At 60.9% G+C, this 25,075-nt stretch carries 19 protein-coding genes and 1 pseudogene; 10 read left to right on the plus strand and 10 right to left on the minus strand.

Annotated elements, in window-relative coordinates; all coding sequences use genetic code 11:
• Positions 1-41: 41 nt before the first annotated feature.
• The 4 genes from PQQ52_RS12340 to PQQ52_RS12355 form a co-directional block, all read right to left on the minus strand.
• Positions 42-3,356 carry an efflux RND transporter permease subunit gene (locus PQQ52_RS12340; RefSeq protein WP_408211065.1) on the minus strand — a complete coding sequence of 1,105 codons (3,315 nt, stop codon included), beginning with the start codon at positions 3,354-3,356 and terminating at the stop codon, positions 42-44.
• A 3-nt stretch (positions 3,357-3,359) separates the two neighbouring features.
• Positions 3,360-6,494 carry an MdtB/MuxB family multidrug efflux RND transporter permease subunit gene (locus tag PQQ52_RS12345; RefSeq protein WP_408211068.1) on the minus strand — a complete coding sequence of 1,045 codons (3,135 nt, stop codon included), beginning with the start codon at positions 6,492-6,494 and terminating at the stop codon, positions 3,360-3,362.
• Between the two features lie 18 nt (positions 6,495-6,512).
• A complete protein-coding gene (locus PQQ52_RS12350) occupies positions 6,513-7,940 on the minus strand; it encodes an MdtA/MuxA family multidrug efflux RND transporter periplasmic adaptor subunit (protein WP_408211070.1) in 1,428 nt (475 codons plus the stop codon).
• 378 nt (positions 7,941-8,318) lie between these two features.
• Positions 8,319-9,155 (minus strand): IclR family transcriptional regulator, encoded by an 837-nt coding sequence (locus PQQ52_RS12355; RefSeq protein WP_408211072.1) that lies wholly within the window; start codon positions 9,153-9,155, stop codon positions 8,319-8,321.
• Positions 9,156-10,021: 866 nt separating this feature from the next.
• Between PQQ52_RS12355 and PQQ52_RS12360 the strand changes: the two genes are divergently transcribed.
• Positions 10,022-11,467 (plus strand): hypothetical protein, encoded by a 1,446-nt coding sequence (locus tag PQQ52_RS12360; protein WP_408211075.1) that lies wholly within the window; start codon positions 10,022-10,024, stop codon positions 11,465-11,467.
• A gap of 123 nt (positions 11,468-11,590) precedes the next feature.
• Here PQQ52_RS12360 and PQQ52_RS12365 read toward each other — a convergent pair whose 3' ends face one another.
• Positions 11,591-12,052 (minus strand): response regulator, encoded by a 462-nt coding sequence (locus PQQ52_RS12365; protein WP_408211077.1) that lies wholly within the window; start codon positions 12,050-12,052, stop codon positions 11,591-11,593.
• Positions 12,053-12,432: 380 nt separating this feature from the next.
• Between PQQ52_RS12365 and PQQ52_RS12370 the strand changes: the two genes are divergently transcribed.
• The gene (locus tag PQQ52_RS12370; RefSeq protein WP_408211080.1) at positions 12,433-12,663 is read left to right on the plus strand and encodes a hypothetical protein; all 231 of its coding nucleotides are present in this window, start codon (positions 12,433-12,435) and stop codon (positions 12,661-12,663) included.
• 304 nt (positions 12,664-12,967) lie between these two features.
• Here PQQ52_RS12370 and PQQ52_RS12375 read toward each other — a convergent pair whose 3' ends face one another.
• From PQQ52_RS12375 to PQQ52_RS12390, 4 genes are all read right to left on the minus strand, one after another.
• The gene (locus PQQ52_RS12375) at positions 12,968-14,677 is read right to left on the minus strand and encodes a hybrid sensor histidine kinase/response regulator (RefSeq protein ID WP_408211083.1); all 1,710 of its coding nucleotides are present in this window, start codon (positions 14,675-14,677) and stop codon (positions 12,968-12,970) included.
• A gap of 387 nt (positions 14,678-15,064) precedes the next feature.
• Positions 15,065-16,111 carry a 2-dehydropantoate 2-reductase gene (locus PQQ52_RS12380; RefSeq protein WP_408211086.1) on the minus strand — a complete coding sequence of 349 codons (1,047 nt, stop codon included), beginning with the start codon at positions 16,109-16,111 and terminating at the stop codon, positions 15,065-15,067.
• 60 nt (positions 16,112-16,171) lie between these two features.
• Complete coding sequence (locus PQQ52_RS12385) at positions 16,172-16,870, minus strand: SDR family NAD(P)-dependent oxidoreductase (RefSeq protein WP_408211089.1); 699 nt, start codon at positions 16,868-16,870, stop codon at positions 16,172-16,174.
• A gap of 99 nt (positions 16,871-16,969) precedes the next feature.
• Positions 16,970-17,854, minus strand: a complete 885-nt coding sequence (locus PQQ52_RS12390) for an SDR family oxidoreductase (RefSeq protein WP_408211091.1) — start codon at positions 17,852-17,854, stop codon at positions 16,970-16,972.
• Positions 17,855-17,965: 111 nt separating this feature from the next.
• Here PQQ52_RS12390 and PQQ52_RS12395 point away from each other — a divergent pair.
• From PQQ52_RS12395 to PQQ52_RS12405, 3 genes and pseudogenes are all read left to right on the plus strand, one after another.
• Positions 17,966-18,055: pseudogene (locus tag PQQ52_RS12395) on the plus strand (hypothetical protein); the annotation flags it as partial.
• A 179-nt stretch (positions 18,056-18,234) separates the two neighbouring features.
• A complete protein-coding gene (locus PQQ52_RS12400) occupies positions 18,235-18,573 on the plus strand; it encodes a hypothetical protein (protein WP_408211094.1) in 339 nt (112 codons plus the stop codon).
• A gap of 226 nt (positions 18,574-18,799) precedes the next feature.
• Entirely contained in the window at positions 18,800-19,510 is a 711-nt protein-coding gene (locus tag PQQ52_RS12405; protein ID WP_408211615.1) for a lysophospholipid acyltransferase family protein, read from the plus strand.
• A gap of 405 nt (positions 19,511-19,915) precedes the next feature.
• On the opposite strand, the gene PQQ52_RS12410 is transcribed toward PQQ52_RS12405, so the two are convergent.
• Entirely contained in the window at positions 19,916-20,113 is a 198-nt protein-coding gene (locus PQQ52_RS12410) for a hypothetical protein (protein WP_408211097.1), read from the minus strand.
• 86 nt (positions 20,114-20,199) lie between these two features.
• Between PQQ52_RS12410 and PQQ52_RS12415 the strand changes: the two genes are divergently transcribed.
• From PQQ52_RS12415 to PQQ52_RS12435, 5 genes are all read left to right on the plus strand, one after another.
• Positions 20,200-20,667 carry a rhodanese-like domain-containing protein gene (locus PQQ52_RS12415; protein WP_408211100.1) on the plus strand — a complete coding sequence of 156 codons (468 nt, stop codon included), beginning with the start codon at positions 20,200-20,202 and terminating at the stop codon, positions 20,665-20,667.
• A 42-nt stretch (positions 20,668-20,709) separates the two neighbouring features.
• A complete protein-coding gene (gene epsC / locus PQQ52_RS12420; RefSeq protein WP_408211103.1) occupies positions 20,710-21,687 on the plus strand; it encodes a serine O-acetyltransferase EpsC in 978 nt (325 codons plus the stop codon).
• On the plus strand, positions 21,684-21,959 hold the full coding sequence (locus PQQ52_RS12425; RefSeq protein ID WP_408211106.1) for a helix-turn-helix domain-containing protein: 276 nt from the start codon (positions 21,684-21,686) through the stop codon (positions 21,957-21,959). Before epsC ends, PQQ52_RS12425 begins: the two co-directional genes overlap by 4 nt.
• Positions 21,960-22,067: 108 nt before the next feature.
• On the plus strand, positions 22,068-23,000 hold the full coding sequence (locus PQQ52_RS12430) for a family 2A encapsulin nanocompartment shell protein (protein ID WP_154560115.1): 933 nt from the start codon (positions 22,068-22,070) through the stop codon (positions 22,998-23,000).
• Positions 22,975-25,053: a family 2A encapsulin nanocompartment cargo protein cysteine desulfurase gene (locus tag PQQ52_RS12435; protein ID WP_408211109.1), complete on the plus strand. Its 2,079-nt coding sequence runs from the start codon at positions 22,975-22,977 to the stop codon at positions 25,051-25,053. Before PQQ52_RS12430 ends, PQQ52_RS12435 begins: the two co-directional genes overlap by 26 nt.
• Positions 25,054-25,075 lie beyond the last annotated feature (22 nt).

Here is a 25,075-nt window from a genome sequence, read left to right on the forward strand (position 1 = left end):
ATAAAAACACAGACGAACAAGCGCCGCACGGCAAAAAAACATTATGATGCCGCCATTCCAGCTCTCCGAGCCTTCCTCCTCTCCCACCGAAGCCGAATCCGATCCATATAGAGATACACCACCGGCGTGGTATAGAGCGTCAGCATCTGACTAACGATCAACCCCCCCACAATAGATATCCCAAGCGGCGCCCGCAGCTCCGCGCCTTCCCCCTGCCCAAAGGCAAGCGGCAATGCCCCAAGCAGGGCAGCACACGTCGTCATCATGATCGGCCGGAACCGCAGCATACAAGCCTGATAAATCGCATCCCGCGACGATAACCCCTGCCGGGAGGCTTCGATGGCAAAGTCCACCATCATGATCGCGTTCTTCTTCACGATGCCGATCAGCAGAATCACCCCGATCAGCGCGATGATGCTGAACTCAATCTTGAAGAGCAGTAAAGCCAGCAACGCACCCACACCCGCCGAAGGCAAGGTCGACAGAATCGTCAACGGATGGATATAACTTTCGTACAGCATCCCCAGCACGATATACACCGCCGCCAACGCGGCCAGAATCAGAATCGGCTGGTCGGACATCGACTGCTGGAACGCCTGGGCCGTCCCCTGGAAACTGCCGTGTATCGTCCCCGGCATGCCGATCTGCGCCATCGTGTCGTAAATCGCCTGCGTCGCCGTCGATAAAGACACACCCGGCGGCAGATTGAACGAAATCGTCGAAGCCACGAACTGGCTCTGGTGATTCACCGACAACGGCGTATTCCCCGGCCCGAAACTCGCGATCGCCGACAACGGCACCATCGTTTCCTTCGACGTGGACACCGCCGCGCCCGACGAAGCGCTCGACTTGCCGCTCGCCGCAATCGAATTGATCGCCTGATTGCGCGCGGAGTCGGCGGCGATGCTCGCCACGCTCGACGCGGTTGTGCCCGCCGTGCCGCCGGTCGTCGCGCTCGTGCTGGCCGCCGTGGTTGTCTGCACGGTAACCGTGCCGGCCGGCGCGTTGGTGGTCTGCGCACCGCTCGCGCTGCCGCCCGACGTGCTGATGTAAATCTGGTTCAGCATGTCCGGGCTCTGCCAGTACTTTGGCGCGACTTCCATCACGACGTGGTACTGGTTCAACGGGTTGTAGATCGTCGAGACCTGGCGCTGGCCGAACGCGTCGTACAAGGTATTGTCGATCTGCGCCGGCTTGATGCCGAGGCGCGACGCGGTTGCGCGGTCGATCGTCACCATCGCCTCGAGGCCGCCTTGCTGCTGGTCGGAATTCACGTCGGCGAGTTCGGGGCGCGCCTGCAACGCCTCAGTGAGCTTCGGTCCCCACAGATACAGATCGGGCGTTGAATCGGCCAGCAGCGTGAACTGATACTGCGCGTTCGATTGCCGGCCGCCGACGCGAATGTCCTGCACCGCTTGCAGGAAAGTCCGTGCGCCGGCCACGTCGCCGAGCGGGGCGCGCAGTTGCTGGATCACCTCGTCGGCGGATAGCTTGCGCTCGCTCTTCGGTTTCAGCGAAACGAACATGAAACCGGAGTTGGTCTGCCGGCCGCCGGTGAAGCCGGCCACGCTGTCCACCGCGGGGTTCTTGCCCACGATCTCCATCATCTCCGAGAACTTGCCCTTCATCGCCTGGAAGGAGGTGCTCTGGTCAGCCTGGATGCCGCCGATCAGCCGGCCCGTATCCTGCTGCGGAAAGAAGCCCTTCGGCACGATGATATACAGCCAGATGTTCAGTCCAATGGTCGCGATCAGAATCGCCACGATCAGGCGCGGATGCAGCAGTGCCCAGCCAAGCGTGCGCTCATAACCGCGATGCATCGCCGTGAAGCCGCGTTCGAGCCAGAGGCCGAAACGTCCTTCTTCCTTCTTTTCGTGCGGCTCGCGCAGGAGACGCGAACACATCATCGGCGTCAAGGTCAGCGAGACGAGCAAGGACACGCCGATCGCCAGCGACAGCGTCAGCGCGAACTCGCGGAACAGCCGCCCGACAATGCCGCCCATCAGCAGAATCGGCAGGAACACGGCCACTAGCGAAATACTGATGGACAGCACCGTGAAGCCGACTTCGCGCGCGCCGAGGAACGCGGCCTTCATGCGCGGCACGCCATTCTCGATATGCCGTGAGATGTTCTCCAGCACCACGATCGCGTCGTCGACCACGAAACCGGTCGCGATTGTCAACGCCATCAGCGACAGGTTGTCGATCGAGAAGCCGAGCATGTACATCGCGCCGAACGTGCCGATGATCGAGATCGGCACGGCGATGCTCGGAATCAACGTCGCGCGCCAGTTGCGCAGGAACAGGAACACCACCATCGTGACCAGCGCGACTGCGATGATCAACGTGCGCTCGGTGTCTTTGAGCGACGCGCGGATTGTCGTGGAACGGTCGGCGGCCGGCGCGATGTCGACGTCGGCGGGCAGCGATGCGTGCAACTGCGGCAGCATCGCCATGACGCGGTCGATGGTGTCGATAATGTTCGCGCCGGGCTGGCGGTACAGAATCACCAGCACCGAACGCTTGCCGTTGAAGAGACCCAGGTTGCGCAGGTCTTCGACCGAATCGACCACTTCCGAGACGTCAGACAGCTTCACCGCCGCGCCATTACGGTACGCGATGACCAGGTCCTTATACTGCGACGCCTTGCTCGCCTGGTCGTTTGTATAGATCTGCACGCGGTTCGGGCCAAACTCGATCGAGCCTTTCGGACTGTTCGCGTTGGCCGAGGCAAGCGCGGCGCGCACGTCTTCGAGACCGATACCGTAGTGGGACAGGGCATGCGGTTCCAGTTCGACACGCACCGCCGGATTGGCCGAACCGCTCACATCCACTTCGCCGACGCCGTCCACCTGCGACAGCGACTGCTGCAACACGGTGGCCGCCGAGTCGTACAACTGGCCGGCGGTCAGCGTTTTCGACGTGAGCGCCAGAATCAGGATCGGCGCGTCGGCCGGATTCACCTTGTGATACGTCGGGTTGCTGCGCAGGCTCGCCGGCAGATCGGCGCGTGCGGCGTTGATCGCGGCTTGTACGTCGCGCGCGGCGCCGTCGATATCGCGGTTCAGGCCGAACTGCATCGTAATGCGCGTCGAGCCGACCGAACTCTGCGACGTCATTTCGGTCACGTCGGCGATCGAGCCGAGATGTCGCTCGAGTGGACTGGCGACGCTCGTCGCCACGGTGTCCGGACTCGCGCCCGGCAACGTGGCCTGCACCGAAATGGTCGGGAAGTCGACCTGCGGCAGTGGTGCGACCGGCAGCTTGGTGAACGCAAAAATCCCGGACAGCGCGATGCCGATCGCCAACAGCGTGGTGGCGACCGGGCGGGAAATAAACGGACGCGACATGTTCATCGCTTAGTTTCCTGCATCGGTGGCGGGCGGCGTCGCGCCTTTGGAAGAATCGCCGCGATTGAAACGCTCACGCGCGCGGCGTGCGAGCGAGTCGAAGCCGAGATAAATCACTGGCGTGGTAAACAGCGTCAGCAACTGGCTCACGATCAAGCCGCCTGCAATCGCGATACCGAGCGGGCGGCGCAACTCCGAGCCCGCGCCGGTGCCGAGCATCAGCGGCAGGGCGCCGAGCAGGGCGGCGAGCGTGGTCATCAGGATCGGGCGGAAGCGCAACAGGCACGCCTGATAAATCGCCTCGCGCGGCGGCTTGCCTTCCTCGCGCTCCGCGTAGAGCGCGAAGTCGATCATCATGATGGCGTTCTTCTTCACGATACCGATCAGCAGCACGATACCGATGATGCCGATGATGTCCAGATCGTGCCCGGTGATCAACAGTGCGAGCAAGGCGCCGACGCCCGCCGACGGCAGCGTCGACAGAATCGTGATCGGGTGAATAAAGCTTTCGTACAGTACGCCGAGCACGATATACATCGTGACGATTGCCGCCAGGATCAGGAACAGTTCGTTCGACAACGACGCCTGGAACGCCAGCGCCGCACCCTGGAAGCGCGTCTGGAAGGATGCGGGCAAACCGACATCCTTCTCCGCCTGAGCGATCGCCTTCACCGCTGCGCCAAGCGACGAGCCCGGCGCGAGATTGAACGAAACGGTCGTGGCCGGGAACTGGCTCAGGTGTGTGACCAGCAGCGGTGCGGGCTTTTCGATGAACTTCGCGATCGACGACAGCGGCACCTGGCCGCCCGACGATGTGGAAGAGGGCAGATAGATCGAGTTCAGCGACTCGGTGTAATGCTGCATCTGCGGTTGCGCTTCCAGAATCACGCGGTACTGGTTCGACTGCGTGAAGATGGTCGAGATGATGCGCTGGCCGAAGGCGTCGTAGAGCGCGCTGTCGACCGTGGCGGGCGTGATGCCGTAACGCGACGCCGTAGCCCGGTCGATTTCGATGTAGACCGACTGGCCGTTGTCCTGCAAATCGGTGGCCACGTCGGCCAGTTCCGGCGACTGCTTCAGCCGGTCGACCAGCTTCGGTACCCATGTAGTGAATTCGCTGATGTTCGGGTCGGTCAGCATGAATTGATACTGCGTCGGGCTGACGGTGGAGTCGATCGTCAGATCCTGCACCGGCTGCATGTAGAGCGACGCGCCCGGAATATGCGCGACGTCCTGCTGCAACTGGCGGATCACGTCGCTCGCGGTGTTGCTGCGATCGTCGCGCGGCTTCAGGTTGATCAGCATGCGGCCGCTGTTCAACGTGATGTTGCTGCCGTCCACACCGATGAACGAGGTGAGGCTTTCCACGTCCGGGTTCTTCAGGATCTGCGCGGCGAGTTCCTGCTGCCGTTCGGCCATCGACGCATACGACACCGACTGCGGGGCCTGCGTGATTGCCTGGATCACACCGGTGTCCTGCACCGGGAAGAAGCCCTTCGGGATGTATACGTACAGCACGCCGGTCAGCACGAGCGTGAGCAGCGCGACGAATAGTGTGGAGCGTTGCCGGTTCAGGACCCACGTGAGCGCGACGGCATAACGGGCGATCACCCAGTCGATCGACTTGTGGGCTTTCGCTTCGAAACGGTGGTTTTCGTGCGGCGGCGTGTGGCGCAGGAGCTTCGCGCACATCATCGGCACGAGCGTGAGCGAGACGATCGCCGAGATCACGATTGTCACGGCCAGCGTGATCGCGAATTCATGGAACAGGCGCCCGACTACGTCGCCCATGAAGAGCAGCGGAATCAGCACGGCGATCAGCGAAACCGTCAACGAAATGATCGTGAAGCCGATCTGTTTCGAGCCCTTCAGCGCGGCTTCCAGTGGCGATTCGCCATCTTCGACATAACGCGCGATATTCTCGATCATCACGATGGCGTCGTCGACCACGAAGCCGGTCGCGATGGTCAACGCCATCAGCGATAAGTTATCGAGCGAGAAACCGCACAGATACATCACAGCTAGCGTGCCGATCAGCGACAGCGGCACTGACAGGCTCGGAATGATGGTTGCGTAGACGTTGGCGAGGAACAGATACATCACCAGCACCACCAGCACGACCGACATCAGCAATTCGAACTGCACGTCACGCACGGAAGCGCGGATCGTGGTGGTGCGGTCGGTGACGATCTCTACGTCGAGCGCGGCGGGCAGCGACTGTTGCAGTTGCGGCAGCAGCGCCTTGATGCTGTCGACCACCTGGATCACGTTCGCGCCCGGCTGGCGCTGCACGTTCAGGATGATGGCCGGCGTGTTGTTGACCCATGCGCCGAGTTTGGTGTTCTCCGCGCCTTGCACGATCGTGGCGACGTCCGTCAGCATCACTGCGCGGCCGTTCTTGTAGGCGACTACCGCGCTCTTGTACGCGTCGGCATCGGTCAGTTGATCGTTCGCGTTGATCGTGTAATTGCGGGTCGGGCCGTCGAAGTTGCCCTTCGGCGTGTTGACGTTCAGGTTCGAAATCGTGGTGCGCAAGTCGTCCAGATTCAGACCGTACGCAGCGAGCGCGCGCGGGTTCGCCTGAATCCGCACGGCCGGACGCTGACCGCCTGACAGGCTCACCAGACCCACGCCCGCCACCTGCGAGATCTTCTGCGCGAGACGCGTGTCGGCCAGATCCTGCACCTGGGTCAGCGGCATCGTTTTCGAGGTGATCGCGAGCGTGATGATCGGCGCGTCGGCGGGATTGACCTTCGCGTAGATCGGCGGCGCGGGCAGGTCGGACGGCAGCAGGTTGCCCGCCGCGTTGATCGCGGCCTGGACTTCCTGCTCGGCGATATCGAGCGGCAGATCGAGGCTGAACTGCAGCGTGATGATCGACGAGCCGGCCGAGCTTTGCGATGACATCTGATTCAATGACGGCATCTGCCCGAACTGGCGTTCGAGCGGCGCGGTGACCGACGAGGTCATCACGTCCGGGCTCGCGCCCGGATAAAAGGTCTGCACCTGGATCGTCGGATAGTCGACCTCGGGCAGCGCGGAGAGCGGCAGAAAGCGCAGCGCGACGAGACCGACCAGCATGATCGCCGCCATCAGCAGCGCGGTGCCGACGGGGCGCAGAATAAAGGCGCGGGATGGATTCATGCGGTAGTTGCCGTGCCTTTATTGCGAAGCTTGCGCCGCGTGTTTGCCATGATGTGCGTGTGCACCCGATGCGCCCGAAGCCGCCGCCGCGCCGCTTGCGCCACGCGCGCCGGAAGCGCCGCGCGGCCGGTCGGCCGGAATCGTGATCTTCGCGCCTTCCTTCAGCCGGTCCGAACCGTCGATCACGACGCGCTCGCCCACTTGCAGGCCGGATTTGATGCTGGTGCGTTCGCCGTCCACCGGGCCGACCTTGACCGGACGCACGGTGACGGTGTTGTCCGGCTTCACGACGTACACGAACTGACCCATCGAACCGTTCAGCACGGACGGCGTGGGCACGATCACCGCGTCCTTGATCGTGTCCACGAGCAGGCGTGTGTTCACGAACTGATTCGGGAACAACAGATTCTTGCTGTTCTGGAAGATCGCACGCAGCTTGACCGTGCCGGTGGTGGTGTCGATCTGGTTATCCAGTGTTTCGAGCGAGCCGCCCTCGAGCGAGGTGGTGTTGCTGCGGTCATACGCAGTGACCGAGAGCTTCGCGCCCGTTTGGGTCTGCTGGATGATCTGCTGCAGATTGTCTTCGGAGGTCGTGAAGATCACGCTGATCGGCTGCAACTGCGTAATCACGACGAGGCCGTTGGTCAGGCTCGGCGTCACGTAGTTGCCCGGGTCGACCTGGCGCAAACCGACGCGGCCCGACACCGGCGCAGTGACGCGCGCATAGACGAGGTCGAGCTTGTACGTATCGATGTTCGCCTGATCCGACTTCACCGTGCCTTCGTACTGTTTGACCAGTGAGGCTTGTGTATCGACCTGCTGGCTCGCGATCGAGTCTTGCGCGAGCAGCGTCTGGTAGCGCTTCAGATCGAGGCGGGCGGTCTGCAGCAGCGCCTGGTCGCGCGCGAGGGTGCCTTGCGCGTTTTCCAGCGAGATCTGATAGGGGCGTGGGTCGATCTGGGCAAGCACATCGCCCTTCTTGACCATCTGGCCTTCCCGGAAGAACACGTCTTGCAGCGTGCCGCTCAACTGCGGCAGCACGGTGACGTTGGCGAGCGGCGTGACCGTGCCGAGCGCGGTCAGCACCACCGGCATTTCACCCTGTGTGGCAGTCGCCACGTGAACCGGCTGCGGCATGTTGGCGCCGGCGCCCGCGCCACCGCGGCCCGCACGGCCCGCATGGCCGCCACTCGCGCCGCTTGCACCGGCAGCCGCGCCCGCGCCGCCGCCGGGCCCGCCCCATGGATGCCAGCGCCACAACACGATCCCGAGGATGACCAGCGCCGCCACGATCAGTGCGATGTTGCGGCCGCGATGACGTTTGGCCGCGGCCGGGGTGTTCCCGGGGCCGCCAGCAAGTCCCCCAGTAGCGGGCGGTTGCGAACCGGGTTGGGAAGCCGGGGGGGTAGGGCGTGAGGTTTCCGAATGCTTTTGTTGTTCGTCCATCGTTCGGTCAGGTGGCTGGCTTTGATGTGAGCCGCTCGTGCGATCGTGCCGCTTCAATAGTTCGGCGGACCGGCACGCAGGCGGCATGACAGGCGGTTTCGACAGCGGACGCGCCGCGAATGTTCAGCGCGATGCTACCCGAGGCGCGGGGCAAAGATGTTAGCCCAATGCGCCATCGTGGCGGATCGGCCGGGACGTTATCGAAGGTGATAACGGCAAGCCGGGCCAGCGTCCCGCCACGGGAATGCATGATCCTACGTCGCGGGCTCTGTAACAGTCCACCCGTGTTTTTTTCTTTTGATTACGAAGGTTACAGGATGAATGAAGAATGACAGGTTGAAAATGCCGTGGCCACCGACTGGCGAGCAACTGCGCGTTTCAGTTATCCAGGCGGCGCCCAGGCGTGCCGCCGATCTCGAGCATGATCTTGCTGACGCATTCGAGCAGGGCCGGCGCCGCGCGCGATATCAGCCAGTCGCGCGGGCACTGGTCAGCGGAACCGCCGCAATTGACCGCATAGCGCTCACCCGAAGGGCCGATGAACCCTGACGCGATGGCATTCAGGCCGTCGTACCATTCGCCCGTGGCGATCGCAAAGCCTTGCTCCGCGGTTTCCCGCAAGGCGTTTGTCAGGCGGCCGCTGACGTGGCCCCAGTCGTCGCCCTCGGCGGCCTGCAGGCCGACCAGCAATTTTTCCCGTTCCGGTTCGGCGAGTGCCGACAAATAGGCGCGGCCGACCGCAGTGCGGCTGAGGTTCATGCGCGAGCCGATTTCGAGGCGCGACACCAGGACCGCCGAGCGAGGCCGGATCGCGTCGATCACCACCATGTCGAGGCGGTCGCGCACGGCCAGATGCACCGACAACGCGGTGCGTTCGGCGAGTTCAATGAGAAAGGGGCGCGCCCGGGCCCGGATGTCGAAATTACGCAGAAAGCCGTTGCTCAACTCCAGTACCGACGAGGTCAGCACGAAGCGCTCGCTGTCGGGCAAGCGAAACAGGAATCCTGCGCTGACGAGCGTGGCGGTAATCCGCGAGACGGTGGGCTTTGGAATGCCGGTCAACTCGGCGAGCTCGCGGTTGCTGAGCGGTGCGTCGGCTGCGGCGATCGAGCGCAGCACCGTCAAACCGCGTGCTAGCGCGGTGACTTCGTCGCCCGGACCGTCTTTATCTTTGGCTGAGCCCGCGGCAGTTTGGGAAGGCATAGGTCGGTTCATATCGTTTTTCTGGAACTATATTTCAGTTTTCTCTTCACCTAGCTGCTGGCAAGCGTTTCGAAAAGACCAGACGAAAGCCCCAAAATGGGGCACGAAGTCCTTTTTTCACTTGAAGATTCATTGTATCGGAATATTTTTCCGCGATGAATGAAGCCTCTCGAAATTTTGCTTGACTTAGTCAGCATAACCATAAAAAATGGAATCTCATTTCGAAAGACGGTTTCCGGTTCTGTATTTTGAAGTTTTGAACCCACCGTGGTCCGCGGAGTGCCTGCTCGAGTCCCCTGTCAGTCCACGCAGCATCTGTCTCGCGGCCAATCGCGCGCCGGCCCCACTTTCGAATACTGTCTCTCAGGTTCTAGCACGGCCCTCGGAATGGCTAGAACTTTTTAAGGCGTCACGGCAACGTGACGCCTTTTTTTTCGTCTCTTTTTCGTCCCTTTCGGCGCGCAACAGAGTCTGCACGAATTGCAAATGTGCGGTTCCGAGAGAAAGTGAGCGTGGTTCAACCGTTGCAGCCGGTACGCCACACGCGGCGGAAATCTGCGACAGGGTCGTTGTGCTTCACTCATGGACATGCGAGCGTCGCCGGTCGGCCGACGCAGGTATTTCGGATATACATCAGGTCATTGCTCGCATCGAGAAAATTGTCCGCAACGCGTGACTGACGCACTTGTGATTGCCGTGGCAACGTCAGTGCGTAATGGCGGTAAATGCTCTGACAATAGTCGCGCCCGTTCCATACGAAAATTTCTTTCCGCTATCGACAGGGTATGTCCTCTCTGCAAGGACTGACGCTATAACCTACAACCTTGGAAAGGCTTGCACCGGACTAAAACGGTCGTTGTGAAAAAGGAGACATTGCGATGACTGACCTGGCTGTAGGCGAGAAATCTATTACTCAAATTTCCGACGTTCCAGACTCACTTAGACGGTTCATCGTGCTGTCGTCAGAAGGCGGCATTGACCTTCCTGGACTCTCTACGAGCGCTGACGTGGCAGAAGTGGTTCGAGCCGCAGTTGATGCGAGCCCGGAGAATGGACTGGTTGTTTTCTTTCATGGCGGGCTCGATTCTGAGTCGGCTGGAATTGATATTGTCAAGAAACTCAAAAATTCTTACCATGAAGAGGCTAAAACCTATCCTATCTTCTTCGTGTGGAAATCGGGCTTGGTCGAAACGCTTGAGGCCATGCTGAAAAGGAAACTTACTCTTATAGCTAAAGAGAAGTATTTCAAAGTTCTAAGAGAGCGCATCCCTCGTTGGTCTGCAAAGCATATAAGCACCTCAGTGGGTCAGGAACGGACTGCCAAAATTCCGAACATAGTGGAGCTGGAGGTCGAAATCAGCGCCGATATTGCAACTGACCGTCCGTTCCAGGAATCGCTGAAAGAAGTCTTTGAAGCAGCATACGGCGCTAAAAGGGGGCTGCCGACAACAATCGCCGTTCTTCCAGATTCGAGTGCCCTCAATAGAATGTTCCCTGAGGGGGCCGCACTTTCAGGCGATAGTGTTTTATGGAAAAACCTGCAACTGATTCGATTTCTTGCCGAAATTGTTGTCAATTATCTGGAGCGAATTCACCATCACCGCACACATGGTCTGGAGCCTACGATTGTCGAAGAAATACTGTGTGCGGTGTACCTGAATGCAGTTGGGGCTGATATTTGGGAGGATATGAAGAAATCTACTGAGCGTGCTTTTGAACCCGGTAAATTCGCAGGCACTGTGTTGATGGAGCAACTAATAACGAGCGCTGATTCTGGACGCTCGTTTAAAAAAATTACTCTTATCGGACATAGTGCCGGTGCAATCTATGCGAGTAATTTTATCAAGCATGCGGCTACGGTTTTGCCCAGCCTCGAGTTTGATGTAATATTTTTAGCGCCTGCCATCAATTACGACGATTTCTCCGGGCTGTTGAGTGTAAATCCAGCGGGAATACGGAATTTCCGAATGTTCTCAATGCTCGAACTTTACGAGTCTGAAGACCAGCTGGTGACGGGGGTCTACATTCGCTCGTTACTCTACTTTATCTCAGGGGTGCTGGAGAGAGACCGCCTTGAAGACAAACCGATATTCGGAATGCAACGGTTTTTAGAGGACGCGACAGTTTTTGACCCGGCCGGCGTACCGAATATCGAGATGTGCAGACGCTTTTTGGACTCGGACCCGCGTCGAACGGTCTGGTCAGTCACGGACGGTGCACCGGTGGGTTTGAACAGCGCTGCCACAACGCATGGCGGCTTCGCAACTGAAAAGGTCACGATGGAGAGCGTGGTTTATATACTTACGCATGGCTTTGGCCACTAGCTTCATTCGGGGCGAACCGTACTAGCGCTTGGCCTGCGACGCATCAAAGGCCGTGCATAGCCGATATCCTACGTATTCGGCCGAGCTGGCAATGCCTGAAGCCTGAAACGCTAACACTGCCAACTACACCCAAAGCTTTGAAGATATTGGTTGCCACCGGCAAGCTGCCGGAGCGGCTGCATTGATGCGGGTTTGGGGACTCGACAAACGCTTCGCCAACAGCGCGTCAATGGCGGACTCCAGGGCGCCCAGGTCGACGGGCTTGGAAAGGAAAACATTCCACAGCGTGGATTTCTCTTTTGGCGGGACCCGACCGGATGCCATGACCACAGGAATCTGCGCAAGTGCGGGGTAAAACTTCAGTCGTTCGCACAAGGCAATTCCGTCCATGCCAGGCATGTTCCAGTCAGTGACTATCAAGTCGGGAAGGCACTGCGCAGCTTTGTTGAGGGCTGCCTCCCCGCCTTCTGCGAGAAGTACGTGGTAGCCGCGCCCCACCAGGATAACCTGGAGCAGCCAGAGCGAATCCACGTCGTCATCGACAAGCAGGATGGTAGGCATATCGTGAACCCAGAGATATTCCATTTTTTCGCAACACCCGTGCCTGCCAGCCCGTCTGCGGGCCGCATCGCTTTCGTAATGGCAGCGCTCTCGTAGCCTTTCTGGCCGTCTTCCGGAGTCAGTGAAGCCAGATTAAGTCCGCTGTCGCTCTCCTGCAGACGGTTCGTTCGGGAGTCGGCGCGTCATGGTGCTGCCTGGCGGTTCGGCGGACTAGCCCGGCGGCTGGCCGGTCGGAGCGTTCGTTATTCCGTTGATGCCGAGGTGACGTGGCTGACCTGCGGTACGCGAATTGCGCGGAACATAACGCGGGCTCACACCTTCCGGTGCTAACGACCGCTTCGCTTGAGGAGACTGCCATGCGAGTCGCGACGAAAGGAGTTTTAATTTCTGCATTGATTTTCGGTATGTCAGGGACCGTCTATGCCCAAGGCGCGGGTGGTGGGGGTGCGGCCGGCGGTCAAGGCGGCACGGGGATGAGCAAACCGAACGCGGGCGGTTCAACCGATACGGTGTCGGGCGCGTCCGGGTCGAACACCATGGCGCCCGCTAGTGGTACTTCGCACAAGAAGATGCACAAGAAGCCCAGCGCCGCCACGCCGGCTTCAGCCACCAATCCGGGTTCGGGTGGCAGTTGAAAAGTACGTTTTGACGATGCCAGGCGGTCGCGCGTTTCGTGGCTTCAGGAACAGCAAGACGGCGCCGACCGCCCAACGTAGCGCGTCCAATTGGCGGGTAGCGCGGTGGAGGTATCGGCTCCGCACGTGCCGGGCGGACTCGCACCCGGCTGCGTTGGTGGCGCACGACTGATTGAGCCGCCGGCCATGTAAGTGATGGCAAATGAACGGCGACGATGATGTCGGCTTTTGGGCGCACCGCGGCAGCGGATTAGCAAGGCGCCTGCTTTCGCGACCAAGGTTCGCGACCAAGGGCGCGCCGACTTTAGACAATGCCCCGCAATTTGCCGTCGGCACGATTCGCCAGGATGTACTGCAGCTTATCGAGCGAAAGGGGCTTGGTCAGATGAAAATCGAAGCCGGCCGCCAAAGCCCTTGATTTGTCGGATTCGGATGCATAGCCCGTCAGTGCCACGAGGACGATGCCGTCGAGCGCTCGTTCAAGCCGAACTGTTCGTGCAACCTCAAAGCCGTCTATCTCCGGCATGCCCACATCGATAATTGCAACCTCAGGGCGCCTTGCACAGATCAGCTGGATGGCATCGCGCCCGTTGTCCGAAGTTATTACTTCGTGACCCTCAAGTTCGAGCAAAACGCTCAGTGCCTGGAGCACATCCTGATTGTCGTCAACGAGCAGGAGGCGTGCCGGCTCGGGAGCCGCAACAGTTGTGCGGGGGGTGCCCACGTCTGTATCCGCTGTCGTCCGGGCTATCGGCAAACGGAGCGTCACAACCGTGCCTTTGCCCGAGCCTTCACTCCTGATTGAGATTGTTCCCTGGTGAAGCTCGACCATCCGCTTTGCCACCGCGAGTCCGATTCCCAAGCCTCCTTCGGCGCGCGCCTGGCCCCGGGCAGACTGCGCGAATAACTCGAAGACGTGGGGCTGGACCGCGCTATCGATGCCCATGCCGTTGTCAGTGACGTCAATAACAATCATCCCGGGTGCATCGTCGCGCGGGTTGTTTGGCTCGACGCGGACGTTGAGCTCGATGGTGCCTCCGACAGGTGTGTATTTCGCTGCATTCGAAAGGAGGTTGCCCAGCACCTGGCTCAAGCGGACGTGGTCGGCCCGCACGGGGACGGGCTCGTCAAGCCCAGTGATTTTGAGCGTATGCCTGCGGGATGCGATGTGATGTCTGATTGCTGTCACGGCATCAAACGCAATGTCGCTGAGTGACGTGTCGCTGTGTTTGATCGCGAGCTTGCCATGTTTCAGACGGGCGGCATCGAGCAGGTCATCGACCAGCGTGCGCAGATGTCTCATCTGGCGTTGCGCGATAGTCAGCACTTCAACGGCTCTTTCGTCGTCGGCGCACAGTCGTTTTGCTGCACTGATGGCGCCATCGATTGGCGTCATCGGATTTCGCAACTCGTGGCTGAGCATCGCGATGAATTCGTTGTGCCGCCGGTCGCTCTCTTCGCCGCTGTCGCGCGCATTGACGATGGTCAACGCCGAGCCGGCGAAAACGGCGAGGTTGGAGAGCAGTCTGACGTCTTCGAGGTCAAATCTGCAATCCTCTGTGTGCGACATCACCCATATCGCCCCGAGCTCAGCATTCTCTGCCGTGATTGGAACGACTATTCCTTCCGGTAAGTCGACTCCCGGAAACGCAAGGCAAGGGAACCGAGCCTGCGGGTTGACGAATAGTTGCGGTGTCCCCGCCTCCAGGGTCACGGCGCACGGGCACTCGTCCCATGCGGTCGTATGGCCGCGCAGGCCAGCGCAGAGCCCGGCAACTGCGAGCCACCTGAAGACCCGATTGTCGTCTGGTCCTTCGACAAGACTGATGCCGGCGCTACCAGCATGGCAAAGTGCCAGAGCGCTGTCCGCAATGGCTTGCAGAAATTCAGAGCGCTGACCAGCCTGAGCTTGGGCGAGTGCCACAAGCGCCCGGTTCTCGGCCGCATAATCTGCGGCGCGGACCGGCCTGCGGGCGAGCTCATCCGTGTGACTGGGCGCGCGATTGCTTTCCATGGCTGACGGAGCGACTGGAGAAATAGAGAAGGATCGAAGGTCGGGATGCCGGGATACTGCTGGTTCGACAGCCGGTCACCAGAGCAACGTTCTTCACAGCGGCGAATTTCACATTACGGGAAGGGCGACACAAAGTCAACGAGGGTTCGTACCTGCTTGCCTGCTGGAAAAGGCGGCCTCGGGCCACAAGGGCAATGACTTGAAATTGCTTGTGGCCCATCGTCCTCAAGCTGCAGGCGGTGCTAAATTTCAGAATGCCTGTAACGCAAAAAGTCATTCGCTGCGTCGCGCAGCGCTATCTTCGCCGCTCTATAACTAGCAGCGCTCTGGCACCGCAGCCAGAAAGTGACAACAAAGTTTGCCTCGGCCGAGCAGGACAGTTCAACCTCATGCCTGCCCAGGAGAGAGGGCAGTCCGATCGTTCCTGGCCGCAAGCAGCTCCTTCAGCAACGCTTCTCCCGACCACGCCGGCCGAACTGCACTCTGCTCAGCCTCGCGCACCAGCGCGCACAGACGCGCATTCACCGGCGCGCGCCGTCCGCGGCGTTCGGCCAGACGCAGCACTTCGCCGTTGATCCAGTCAATTTCCGTCACGCGTCCTGCCGCCAGGTCATCGGACATTGAAGAGCGCGCTAACGGATCGATTTCCAGCATCTTCCTGGCAAGTCGTTCGAACAGGGCATCGGGTGTGTTCAGAAGACGCGGGATCCAGTTGGCGGGCAATGACGTTAGCCTGGCCGGCCGTATGCCGGATTGGGCGAGTAGGGAGAGCGCTTCGCTTTGCGCGAGAGCAAGGCAGTGCCGATAGGCACGTTGTGACAGCTCTTCCTTGAGCGGCCGGTTCGCGAGTGCGTTGATCGCGTTGTTGAGGTTGAGCAGGAGTTTCGCCCATTGCACCTGCAGGATGTCCGGATGCAGAGCGAGGGGTAAGCCGGCATCGCGAAAGTCGGCGACAAACGGCAGTAAAGCCGGGGCCGTCTGAACAGCCAGATCACCTGTCGATCCCTGGTGGAAGACGCCTCGTCCGTTGCCCACGACATTGAATGGCACCATGCCGGCCAGAACAGTATGCCGAGGCAATGCGGCACGCAGGATATCGGCATTGCCCAAGCCATTCTGGAAGCTGACCACGAGGGCGTCCGGGCGGAGCACCGTCGCCAGCTCTGCCGCCGCCACGGGTGTGCCCGCCGACTTCACTGTCACCAGCACGAGGTCCGCTGTCGCGGCTGCCGCCGCATTGGTCGAATAATGAATGCGGGACGGTGGCACATGCCAATGTCCCGCGCGATAGTCGGACAGCGCGAGACCATGCTCGCGCAATTCACTGCCCGCCCGCGCGCGCCCGACCAAGCTGACTTCGCTTCCCGCGGCCAGCAGCCTGCCACCGATATAACAGCCGACCGACCCGGCGCCATACACACAAATCGTCGCCATGAAAATCTCGAGAGAGCAGGGTGGCGGACACGAAAGACTGAACTGCAGTCGAAAGACGCGCTAAAACTTTTCTATCCAAGGTCGCAGCTCAACCTCCCATGTCCACGCACTACGATGCTGGCGATGGATATGGAGGTATTCGGTAGCGATAGCGTCCGGGTCCAACCATTTGTCGTCATTGCCGGCATCGTCCGGTTGAGGACGGCTACTCGCGATGCCGCCGTCGATGACGAAATGCGCGACATGAATATTTTTTGGCGCGAGTTCGCGCGCCATACATTGGGCCATCCCCCGCAGAGCGAATTTGCCCATCGCGAATGGCGTGGAACCAGGCAGCCCCTTCACACTCGCAGTCGCGCCGGTCAGGAGGATAGTGCCGTTGCCGTGCGCCAGCATTCGAATGGCTGCGGCCTGGGCTACAAGAAAACCACCGACAGCGGTCACTTTAAGCGCATCCTCAAGTTTCTCCGGGTCGATGTCTTCGACCGCCGCGCGGTAGCGACCACTCGCGTTGTATACAACGAGGTCGGGCGTGCCGAATGCATCCTCTACGCGGTTAAAAAGTGCGGTGACATCGTCCGGTTGACTGGCGTCGCAACGTATGGGCAGAGCGCCCGTCTCGTCGACGAGGTGCGTCAGCTTGCGGGTATCGCGGGCAGCGAGCGCAACCTGCATGCCCTCTGTCGCGAACAGTCGCGCGAGCGAAGCACTCAATCCCTTTCCTGCGCCCACAATTAAAGCTGTTTCGGTTCGACTCACGGTTCCTCCGGATTCAACAGGGACTGGAGCTGCTACGTATGAGCGAAGTTAGCAATTCCAGCGTGTGTGACTGCATCCGTATCCGCACACGCAAACTTTTTAGCGGAGTGGGTTGCGGGATGCACGCTTCGTCATATTGTCTGCCGGCAACATGCCCGGCAACGCTTCCACAAAGAAATCCGCTTGCAATGCAGCCCCAGCCTGCACGTCGTACTGTGCAAAGTCGCGCACGCCGGCTGCCAGTAGAACTTCGTCGTCGAGGAAGAAGTTTCCCGAGCACTCCCTGGCTGGGCGCGTCAGGATATAGTGGGCCGCATCGGCGACTATCTCGGGCTTGCGACACGCTGCAATCATGTCCTTACCGCCAATCTCATTTCGCACAGCCGCGGTCGCGATAGCTGTTCGAGGCCATAGCGAATTGACTGCGACACCCCGGTCTTTGAACTCTCCGGCAAGCGCGAGTGTGAACAGGCTCATCGTGTATTTGGCAATGCTGTATGCCGGAAAATCGCTAAACCATTTCGCGTCGCTGACCAGTGGTGGTGACAGCGTGAGGATGTGTGGGTTCGACGAATCGAGGAGGTGAGGCAGGCACGCTTGCGCGCATACGAACGTGCCTCTGCCATTGACCCCATGCATGAGGTCGTACCGTTTGACGGGGGTGTCTAGCGTGCCAGTCAGTCGAATGGCGCTGGCATTGTTCACGAGGATGTCAATGCCACCGAATACACCAACGGCCTCGGCAACTGCCGCTTTCACGCGTTCTTCGTCGCGGATATCCACAACAAGCGGAAGCGCCTTGCCGCCAGCAGCTTCAACAGCTGCAGCCGCCGTGTGAATCGTACCCTCGAGACGCGAGTCTGGCTCTGCGGTCTTTGCACAAATCACGATATTCGCGCCGTCGCGTGCGGCTCTGAGTGCGATCGCGAGTCCGATGCCGCGACTGCCACCGGACATGAATAGTGTCTTGCCAGCAAGGCTCATGATCGTCTCCTGATGATTTACAGCAGCATACGCTTGCGCAGTCATTGGTGCGTCGGGGGAAGTGCAGCCTACGCGTCGTAGACCTCCTCAGCATAGGGATCCCCAAAGAAAGAAGGAAGTCCCGACGGATGTTCCCAGGAATACTGGAAAAAGGCACGGCAGCAGCTCGGCCCAGATAGCGCGCCGGCAGAATTGGATTGAGATGCTGGCTCGGTGTGCTGGCAGCAACTGGACTGTGGCGCCTGAAAGGCGTGTTGCGGTCCTAACCCGGACCTTCCAATATGTCCCGCATCCGAACACGGGGGGCTATAGTGGAGTCATCGTCCCGCCAGGGGCGAACTTCCTTTTCAGGACCAACGCATTTGATGGGGGACGGCAATATGGCTGCCGATTCTGGTTTGGCTTACGACCCGCAGGCACAAACACCTGGGTCGCTGCTGACGCTGGTTGGATATCTCGAGCTTTCGTTGGACGAGGGAGAATGCGTCGTCATGATGCGCCACGGTACAGACGTCTGTGCTGTCTACATCGGCGACCCAGCGGACGAGGACAACGAGTTGACGGCTCACGGAACCATCGCGGCGGGCGTGGCGGATGAGATTCTCGAACTGACTCACGCCGGCTTAAACCGGATAATGGTCGGCGACCAGACGTACCGGTTCGTTCGAAGCTTCACTCACATCGCTGACGTTGGGGCAGTGATATTTTCGCCGGCGTAGGCTTGTGAGGAAGCGCTTGTCCTGCCCGGCATCGCGAGCCGGGTCTGCCAACGCGTCCGTTTCATCCCCGCAAGCCCTTTTCCGGCTAAACCATCCACGCCTTGTCCTGCCCGCAGAAGGTCGATGGAGGTTCGCTTTCTCTGGTCTGGCGAACGCATCTCTCGCGGCATGGTCTCACGTGTCAACGGTGAAATTTCCACCGCAAACCAATCTGAATCAGGCCCCGATGCGTTCGACTTTCACCAAATGGCTGTTCATCGTCTACGTTCTCGGTAGCGGGACACTATATTCAATGGCCATACTGCTCCTGTTCCCTTTCGTCGGCAGGGCTGGACGATACTGGTTGGCAAAACAATGGTGTCGTGCACTGGTGGCGATGATGCGCTGGCTGCCGGGAGTTTCATGTTCGATTGAAGGGCTTGAACATATTCCTGAAGGGCCAGCAATACTACTGTGCCGTCACGAATCGACCTGGGAGACACTCGCATTTCTTGCGCTCTTTCCACGGCGCATCAGTTTTGTTTTCAAGGACGAGCTTCTTCGCATTCCTTTTTTTGGATGGGTGCTGCGTGGCCTTGACATGGTTAGCCTGAACCGCGGCTCCGCTCGACAGGCTCATCAGGCTGTGACGCAGGAAAGCGCTGAGAGGTTGGCGAAGGGGGATGTCATCGTCATTTTCCCGGAGGGGACCCGGGTGCCACACGATGCCCCGTTGAGGATGACGTCGGGTGGCGTTCGACTGGCTTGCGCGACTGGCGTGCCCGCTGTTCCTGTGGTTCTCAACGCGGGCAAAGTCTGGCCGGCGAAAGGCTGGCCCAGCGGCCGCGGACAAATTCGTGTGGTTGTCGGCCCGGCATTCTCTCCTCGGGACCTGTCACAGCAGGAGCTGGGGCGAGCCGTCCACGAGTGGATGAAAGATGAGCTGATGCGGCTTTGATACCGTTCCATTCGTCCTCACACCCGCGCAGTCGCGGCGTCGCCGCCAGCCTCCCGAAGACCCCGCGCCAACGCCACAAACTGCATCGCCTTGATGCTTAAGCGCAAACACTGATTACGGTTTGATCCGTTCTCCGAAAACCAATCCATAAAAGTTTGTTTGCGATTCTGTATCCAGGTCGCTAGATTCATTCGTATCGCAATGAATCGACGGAGGCCGTATGGCCGCACTTTCAGCGACGCTTATCTGGGGTGGACTTCGGCATCCAGTGCGAAGTCTGCAGAAGCAACTGTCAAAACGCGCGCTCGTTTTGTCTGAGCAATCCTCATGCAAGACGGCTGTCGCCACCTATACCCCCCAATCGCCCGAGCAGCTCGAACGCATTGCCACTTATGCGCGCTGCGGCTATTTCCACATGGAATACACCGCAGGCATGTTTGTCGTGCCGCTCAAGATTCCGCCGGAATAATCCGCGGGTCGGCGGTGATGCGGCACATCCGCGGCGAGCAGGCGCAGCCGGTTGGTTGAAAGCCGGAGCGTCCGAACCGATGCTTCTTTAGAAATCACAATTAATTGGTTCGGCTTCGGCTGGCTCTCTTTCATAGTGTCTCCTGATGGCTATAGGCGGTTGCAATCGCAGATGGCTTGGACCCGCGCGTAGTGAATCGCGCGATATCGAAGGAGACATCATGACGCTTGAACTCGCAGAACGACCCACTTACGCGCTGCTCGAAGCTGCCCGTTCGGCCGCCGCCGAAGCCGGTCTGCCGTACGCCGGCGGCCTGTCACCGCAGGATGCGTGGGCGCTCGTCCAGGCCGGCAACGCCGTGCTGGTGGATGTGCGCACTGCCGAAGAACGCAAATTCGTCGGACTCGTGCCGGACAGTCTGCATGTCGCATGGGCGACGGGCACCAGCCTGACGCGCAATCCGCGTTTCGTGCGTGAACTGGAAGCGAAAACCGGCAAGGATGCCGTCGTGCTGTTGCTATGCCGCAGCGGCAACCGCTCGGCGCTGGCCGCCGAGGCCGCGGCGAAAGCCGGCTTCACGCAGGTATTCAACGTTCTGGAAGGTTTTGAAGGGGAGCTGGACGGTGCGCAACGGCGCGGCGCCAGCAATGGTTGGCGTTTTCATGGGCTGCCGTGGATTCAGGACTGACAGCCTGATCGTCAACGCTGCACTTTACGGGGAGAAACCGCTGTGGCTGTGTTTGATGTCGATGAAATTGTCCACGCGCTTCAGACGGTCCGCCAGCAATGGCGCGAAGTGCAGAAGCGCTCGCTCGAGCCGGGCGGGCGCGAATTACCGGGGCGCGAAGCGCTCTCGGAGGTCATCGACACGCTGAAGGGCGTGCTTTTTCCAATGCGGCTCGGGCCGCCCGATCTGCGTCAGGAAAGCGAAAACTTCTATGTCGGGCACGCGCTCGACGCCGCGCTGCATGCCTTGTTGAGTCAGGCGCGTCTGGAACTTCATTACCGCAGCCGTCATCAACCGCCGCCCGCCGCCACGATCGAGGCTCAGGCCGGCATCGCCGTGCGCGCTTTCGCGGCGCGGCTGCCGGCAATTCGCAGCCTGCTCGACAGCGACGTATTAGCTGCGTTTCACGGGGACCCTGCGGCGGGCAGTGTGGATGAGGTCTTGCTGTGCTACCCCGGCGTGCTGGCGATGATCCACCATCGGCTGGCGCATGAGCTTTATGGGCTGGGGCTGCCGCTGCTGGCGCGAATTATCGCCGAGCTCGCGCATGCGCAGACCGGTATCGACCTTCATCCCGGAGCACGGATCGGCGCGGGTTTTTTCATCGATCATGGGACGGGTGTGGTGATCGGCGAAACGGCCATCATCGGCGAGCGCGTGCGGGTCTATCAGGCCGTTACGCTCGGCGCGAAGCGTTTTCCGCGCGACGCGCAGGGACATCTGGAAAAAGGCCATGCCCGTCATCCGATCGTCGAAGACGACGTCGTGATTTACGCGGGCGCCACCATTCTTGGACGCGTCACGCTCGGGCAGGGCTCGGTGATCGGCGGCAATGTGTGGCTCACGCAAGATGTCGCGCCAGGTTCGCATGTGACGCAGGCCGTGTCGCGCAACGAAGGCACCCCCGCCGCCGCGCTCCGCGATCGTACGCCGCGCGAGGCTGCCGCCGCGGAGCCCGCCGTGGCCGGAGCGGCGCGATGAGCGTGCTCGTCAGGGACTTCGGCGCCGCGGTGCGGCGTTTTCGTGAGGCGTCCGGCTGGTCCCAGGAGCAATTAGCCGAGCACGCCGGCCTCAACCGGTCTTATGTCGGCGAGATCGAACGTGGTTCCGCTATCGCGTCGATTGTCACGCTCGACAAGCTTGCCCGCGCTTTCAACGTGCCGGTCGAACGCCTGCTCGGCCATTCGTCCGGCGACGTGAGCATGGCCGCACTCTCGCGTTCCGCTCTCATCGATCCGGCGTCCGCCCGTTAGACCTCCTCATTGCCGTCTATAGCATGTTGAACGGCTGGGGGCGTCTTCCGATAATCACTTTCGTTCATAAGCTTTCCCGTTTTTCTTCTATCAAACCCGGAGCAACAGATGACAGCAACAGTGGGCGGCCTGACGGCGCTCGGCGATACCGCAGCACGGCAACTAGCCAATGCCACCAAAACCGTTCCGCAGCTCGCTACGATTACGCCCCGCTGGCTCACTCATCTGCTGCAATGGCTGCCGGTCGAGGCGGGCATCTATCGCCTGAACCAGGTGAAGAATCCCGAAGCCGTGAAGGCGGCCTGCACCGCGCGTGAAGATGAGAGCATTCTGCCGCGCACCTTCGTGCCCTACGAAGAGCAACCGCGCGAGTACTTCCTGAATGCGGTCAGCACGGTGCTCGACGTGCACACGCGGATTTCGGATCTGTACAGCAGCCCGCACGATCAGATCAAGGAACAATTGCGGCTCACGATCGAAACGATCAAGGAGTTGCAGGAAAGCCAGCTGATCAACAACCCTGACTATGGCCTGCTCGCGAACGTGGCCGAAGAGCAGCGCGTGTTTCCGCTGACCGGCGCGCCGACGCCCGACGATCTCGATGAATTGCTCACCAAGGTATGGAAAGAGCCGGCGTTCTTCCTCACGCATCCGCTCGCGATTGCCGCATTCGGTCGTGAATGTACGCGCCGTGGCGTGCCGCCGCCGACCGTCAGCCTGTTCGGCTCGCAGTTCCTGACGTGGCGTGGCGTTCCGCTGATTCCGTCGGACAAGGTGCCGGTTGCCGATGGCAAGACCAAGATCCTGCTGCTGCGCGTGGGCGACAAGCGTCAGGGCGTAGTCGGCCTGTTCCAGCCGGGCGTGGCCGGCGAACAGGGTCCGGGTCTGTCGGTCCGCTTCATGGGCATCAACAATCATGCGATCGCGTCGTATCTGATCTCGCTCTATTGCTCGCTCGCGGTGCATTCGCCGGACGCGCTGGCGGTTCTCGATGACGTGGAGATCGGCAAGTACCATGACTACCCAGACACCTACAAGTAAGCACATGGATAGCGTCCTGCCGCACGATGTGCCGACGGGTCCGCCCGCGGGTTTGCCTGATCCGGCGACATTAGCGTCGCTGGCCAATGCGTTTTTCTCGGCGCTGCCGGGTAACGCGCCGCAGACGGGCAGCACGCCGGGTGTGGCCGGCACGCTGCCGCTCACGGCACCTGTACTCAACGAGATCAGCAACCCGGCACCGGCCGGTTCGCCGCTCGCGGGTCCGGGTGGCGCGGGTACCGGTGTGCCTGGCGCAGCGTTGCCGCAGGGACATGTGCCCGGCGGCAACCTGCTGCCTTCGGCGCCTACGCACGTCCTGTCGCTGGGGAATCGGGCGCCCGCGCTTGCGCCCCATGCTGCCGCACAGAACGGGTTGCCCGATAGCGTGGTGACCGTTGCGCCGGCGCTCGATCCGCGCTTTGGCGGGGCCGCGCTTGGTGTGCCTGAGGGGCATGGCGCACAGCGTCCGTCTGCGGGCGGAGCATCGCCTGCGTCGCCTGCGTCGCCGGTTTCGCCGGGGTCCGCATCGCCTTATTATTTCCTGGGTGAAACGGGACAAGCCCGGACCTCGAGTGTGGCGGCGCCGGATATTGTCGTGCCAGGCTGGAACGACGTGAGCGCGCAATCGCTCGGTCTGCCAGGTGTTGATGAACCGCTTGCGGAGCAACGTTTCCCGTATGACCGGGCAACCGCGTCGCAAGCGGCGCCGGGAACGACGCCGGCGGAACACGGCAGCGGCTCGCATTATTTTCTGCATCTGAATGAAGCGTCGCGTTTTCCTGGGCAGACGCCCGGTGCGACTAACAGCGTGCCGCATGCCGGGCCGTCGGCCCATCCGCCATTCGATGTGAATGCGATTCGCCGCGACTTTCCGATTCTGCAGGAGCGCGTCAACGGCCGTCAGCTGGTGTGGTTCGACAATGCCGCGACCACGCACAAACCGCAGACGGTCATCGACCGGCTGGCGTATTTCTACGCGCACGAAAACTCGAACATTCACCGGGCGGCCCATGCGCTGGCCGGCCGCGCCACCGACGCGTACGAAGCCGCACGGAGCAAAGTGCAGCGCTTCATCGGCGCGGCGTCGCCAGAAGAAATCATCTTCGTTCGCGGCACCACCGAAGCGATCAACCTGATCGCGAAGACGTGGGGCGTGAAGCATGTCGGCGAGGGCGACGAGATCATCGTCTCGCACCTGGAGCACCACGCGAACATTGTGCCGTGGCAGCAGCTAGCCGCGCAAACCGGCGCAAAGCTCCGCGTGATTCCGGTCGACGACAGCGGCCAGGTATTGCTCGATGAATACCGGCGGCTTCTCAATGACCGGACGAAGATCGTGTCGGTCACGCAAGTGTCGAACGCGCTAGGAACGGTGGTGCCGGTCAAGGAGATCATCGAGCTGGCGCATCGCGCGGGAGCGAAGGCATTGGTCGACGGCGCGCAATCGGTGTCGCACATGCGTGTGGACGTACAGGCGCTCGATGCTGATTTCTTCGTGTTCTCGGGCCACAAAGTGTTTGGGCCGACCGGCATCGGCGTGGTCTACGGCAAGCGCGCGATTCTGGAAGATATGCCGCCCTGGCAGGGTGGCGGCAACATGATCGCGGACGTCACGTTCGAGCGCACCGTGTTCCAACCGCCGCCGAATCGCTTCGAAGCCGGCACGGGCAATATCGCCGATGCCGTGGGTCTCGGTGCGGCGATCGATTACGTTCAGCGGGTGGGCATTGAGAATATCGCGCGCTATGAACACGATCTGCTGGCTTATGCGACGAGCGTGTTGCAGCCGGTGCCGGGTGTGCGGCTGATCGGCACGGCGCGCGATAAAGCCAGCGTGTTGTCTTTCGTGTTGAAGGGCTACGAGACCGAGGAAGTGGGGCAGGCGCTGAACGAAGAGGGCATCGCCGTGCGCTCGGGGCATCATTGCGCGCAGCCGATCCTGCGGCGCTTCGGCGTCGAAGCCACGGTGAGGCCGTCCCTCGCGTTCTACAACACCTGCGATGAAGTCGATGCGCTGGTGTCGGTGGTGCGGCGGCTGTCTTCACGACGCTAACGAAAAGCGGCGGCTGTTTATT

The organism is Paraburkholderia sediminicola (assembly GCF_046030555.1).
GTDB classification, from domain to species: Bacteria; Pseudomonadota; Gammaproteobacteria; order Burkholderiales; family Burkholderiaceae; genus Paraburkholderia; species Paraburkholderia sediminicola_E.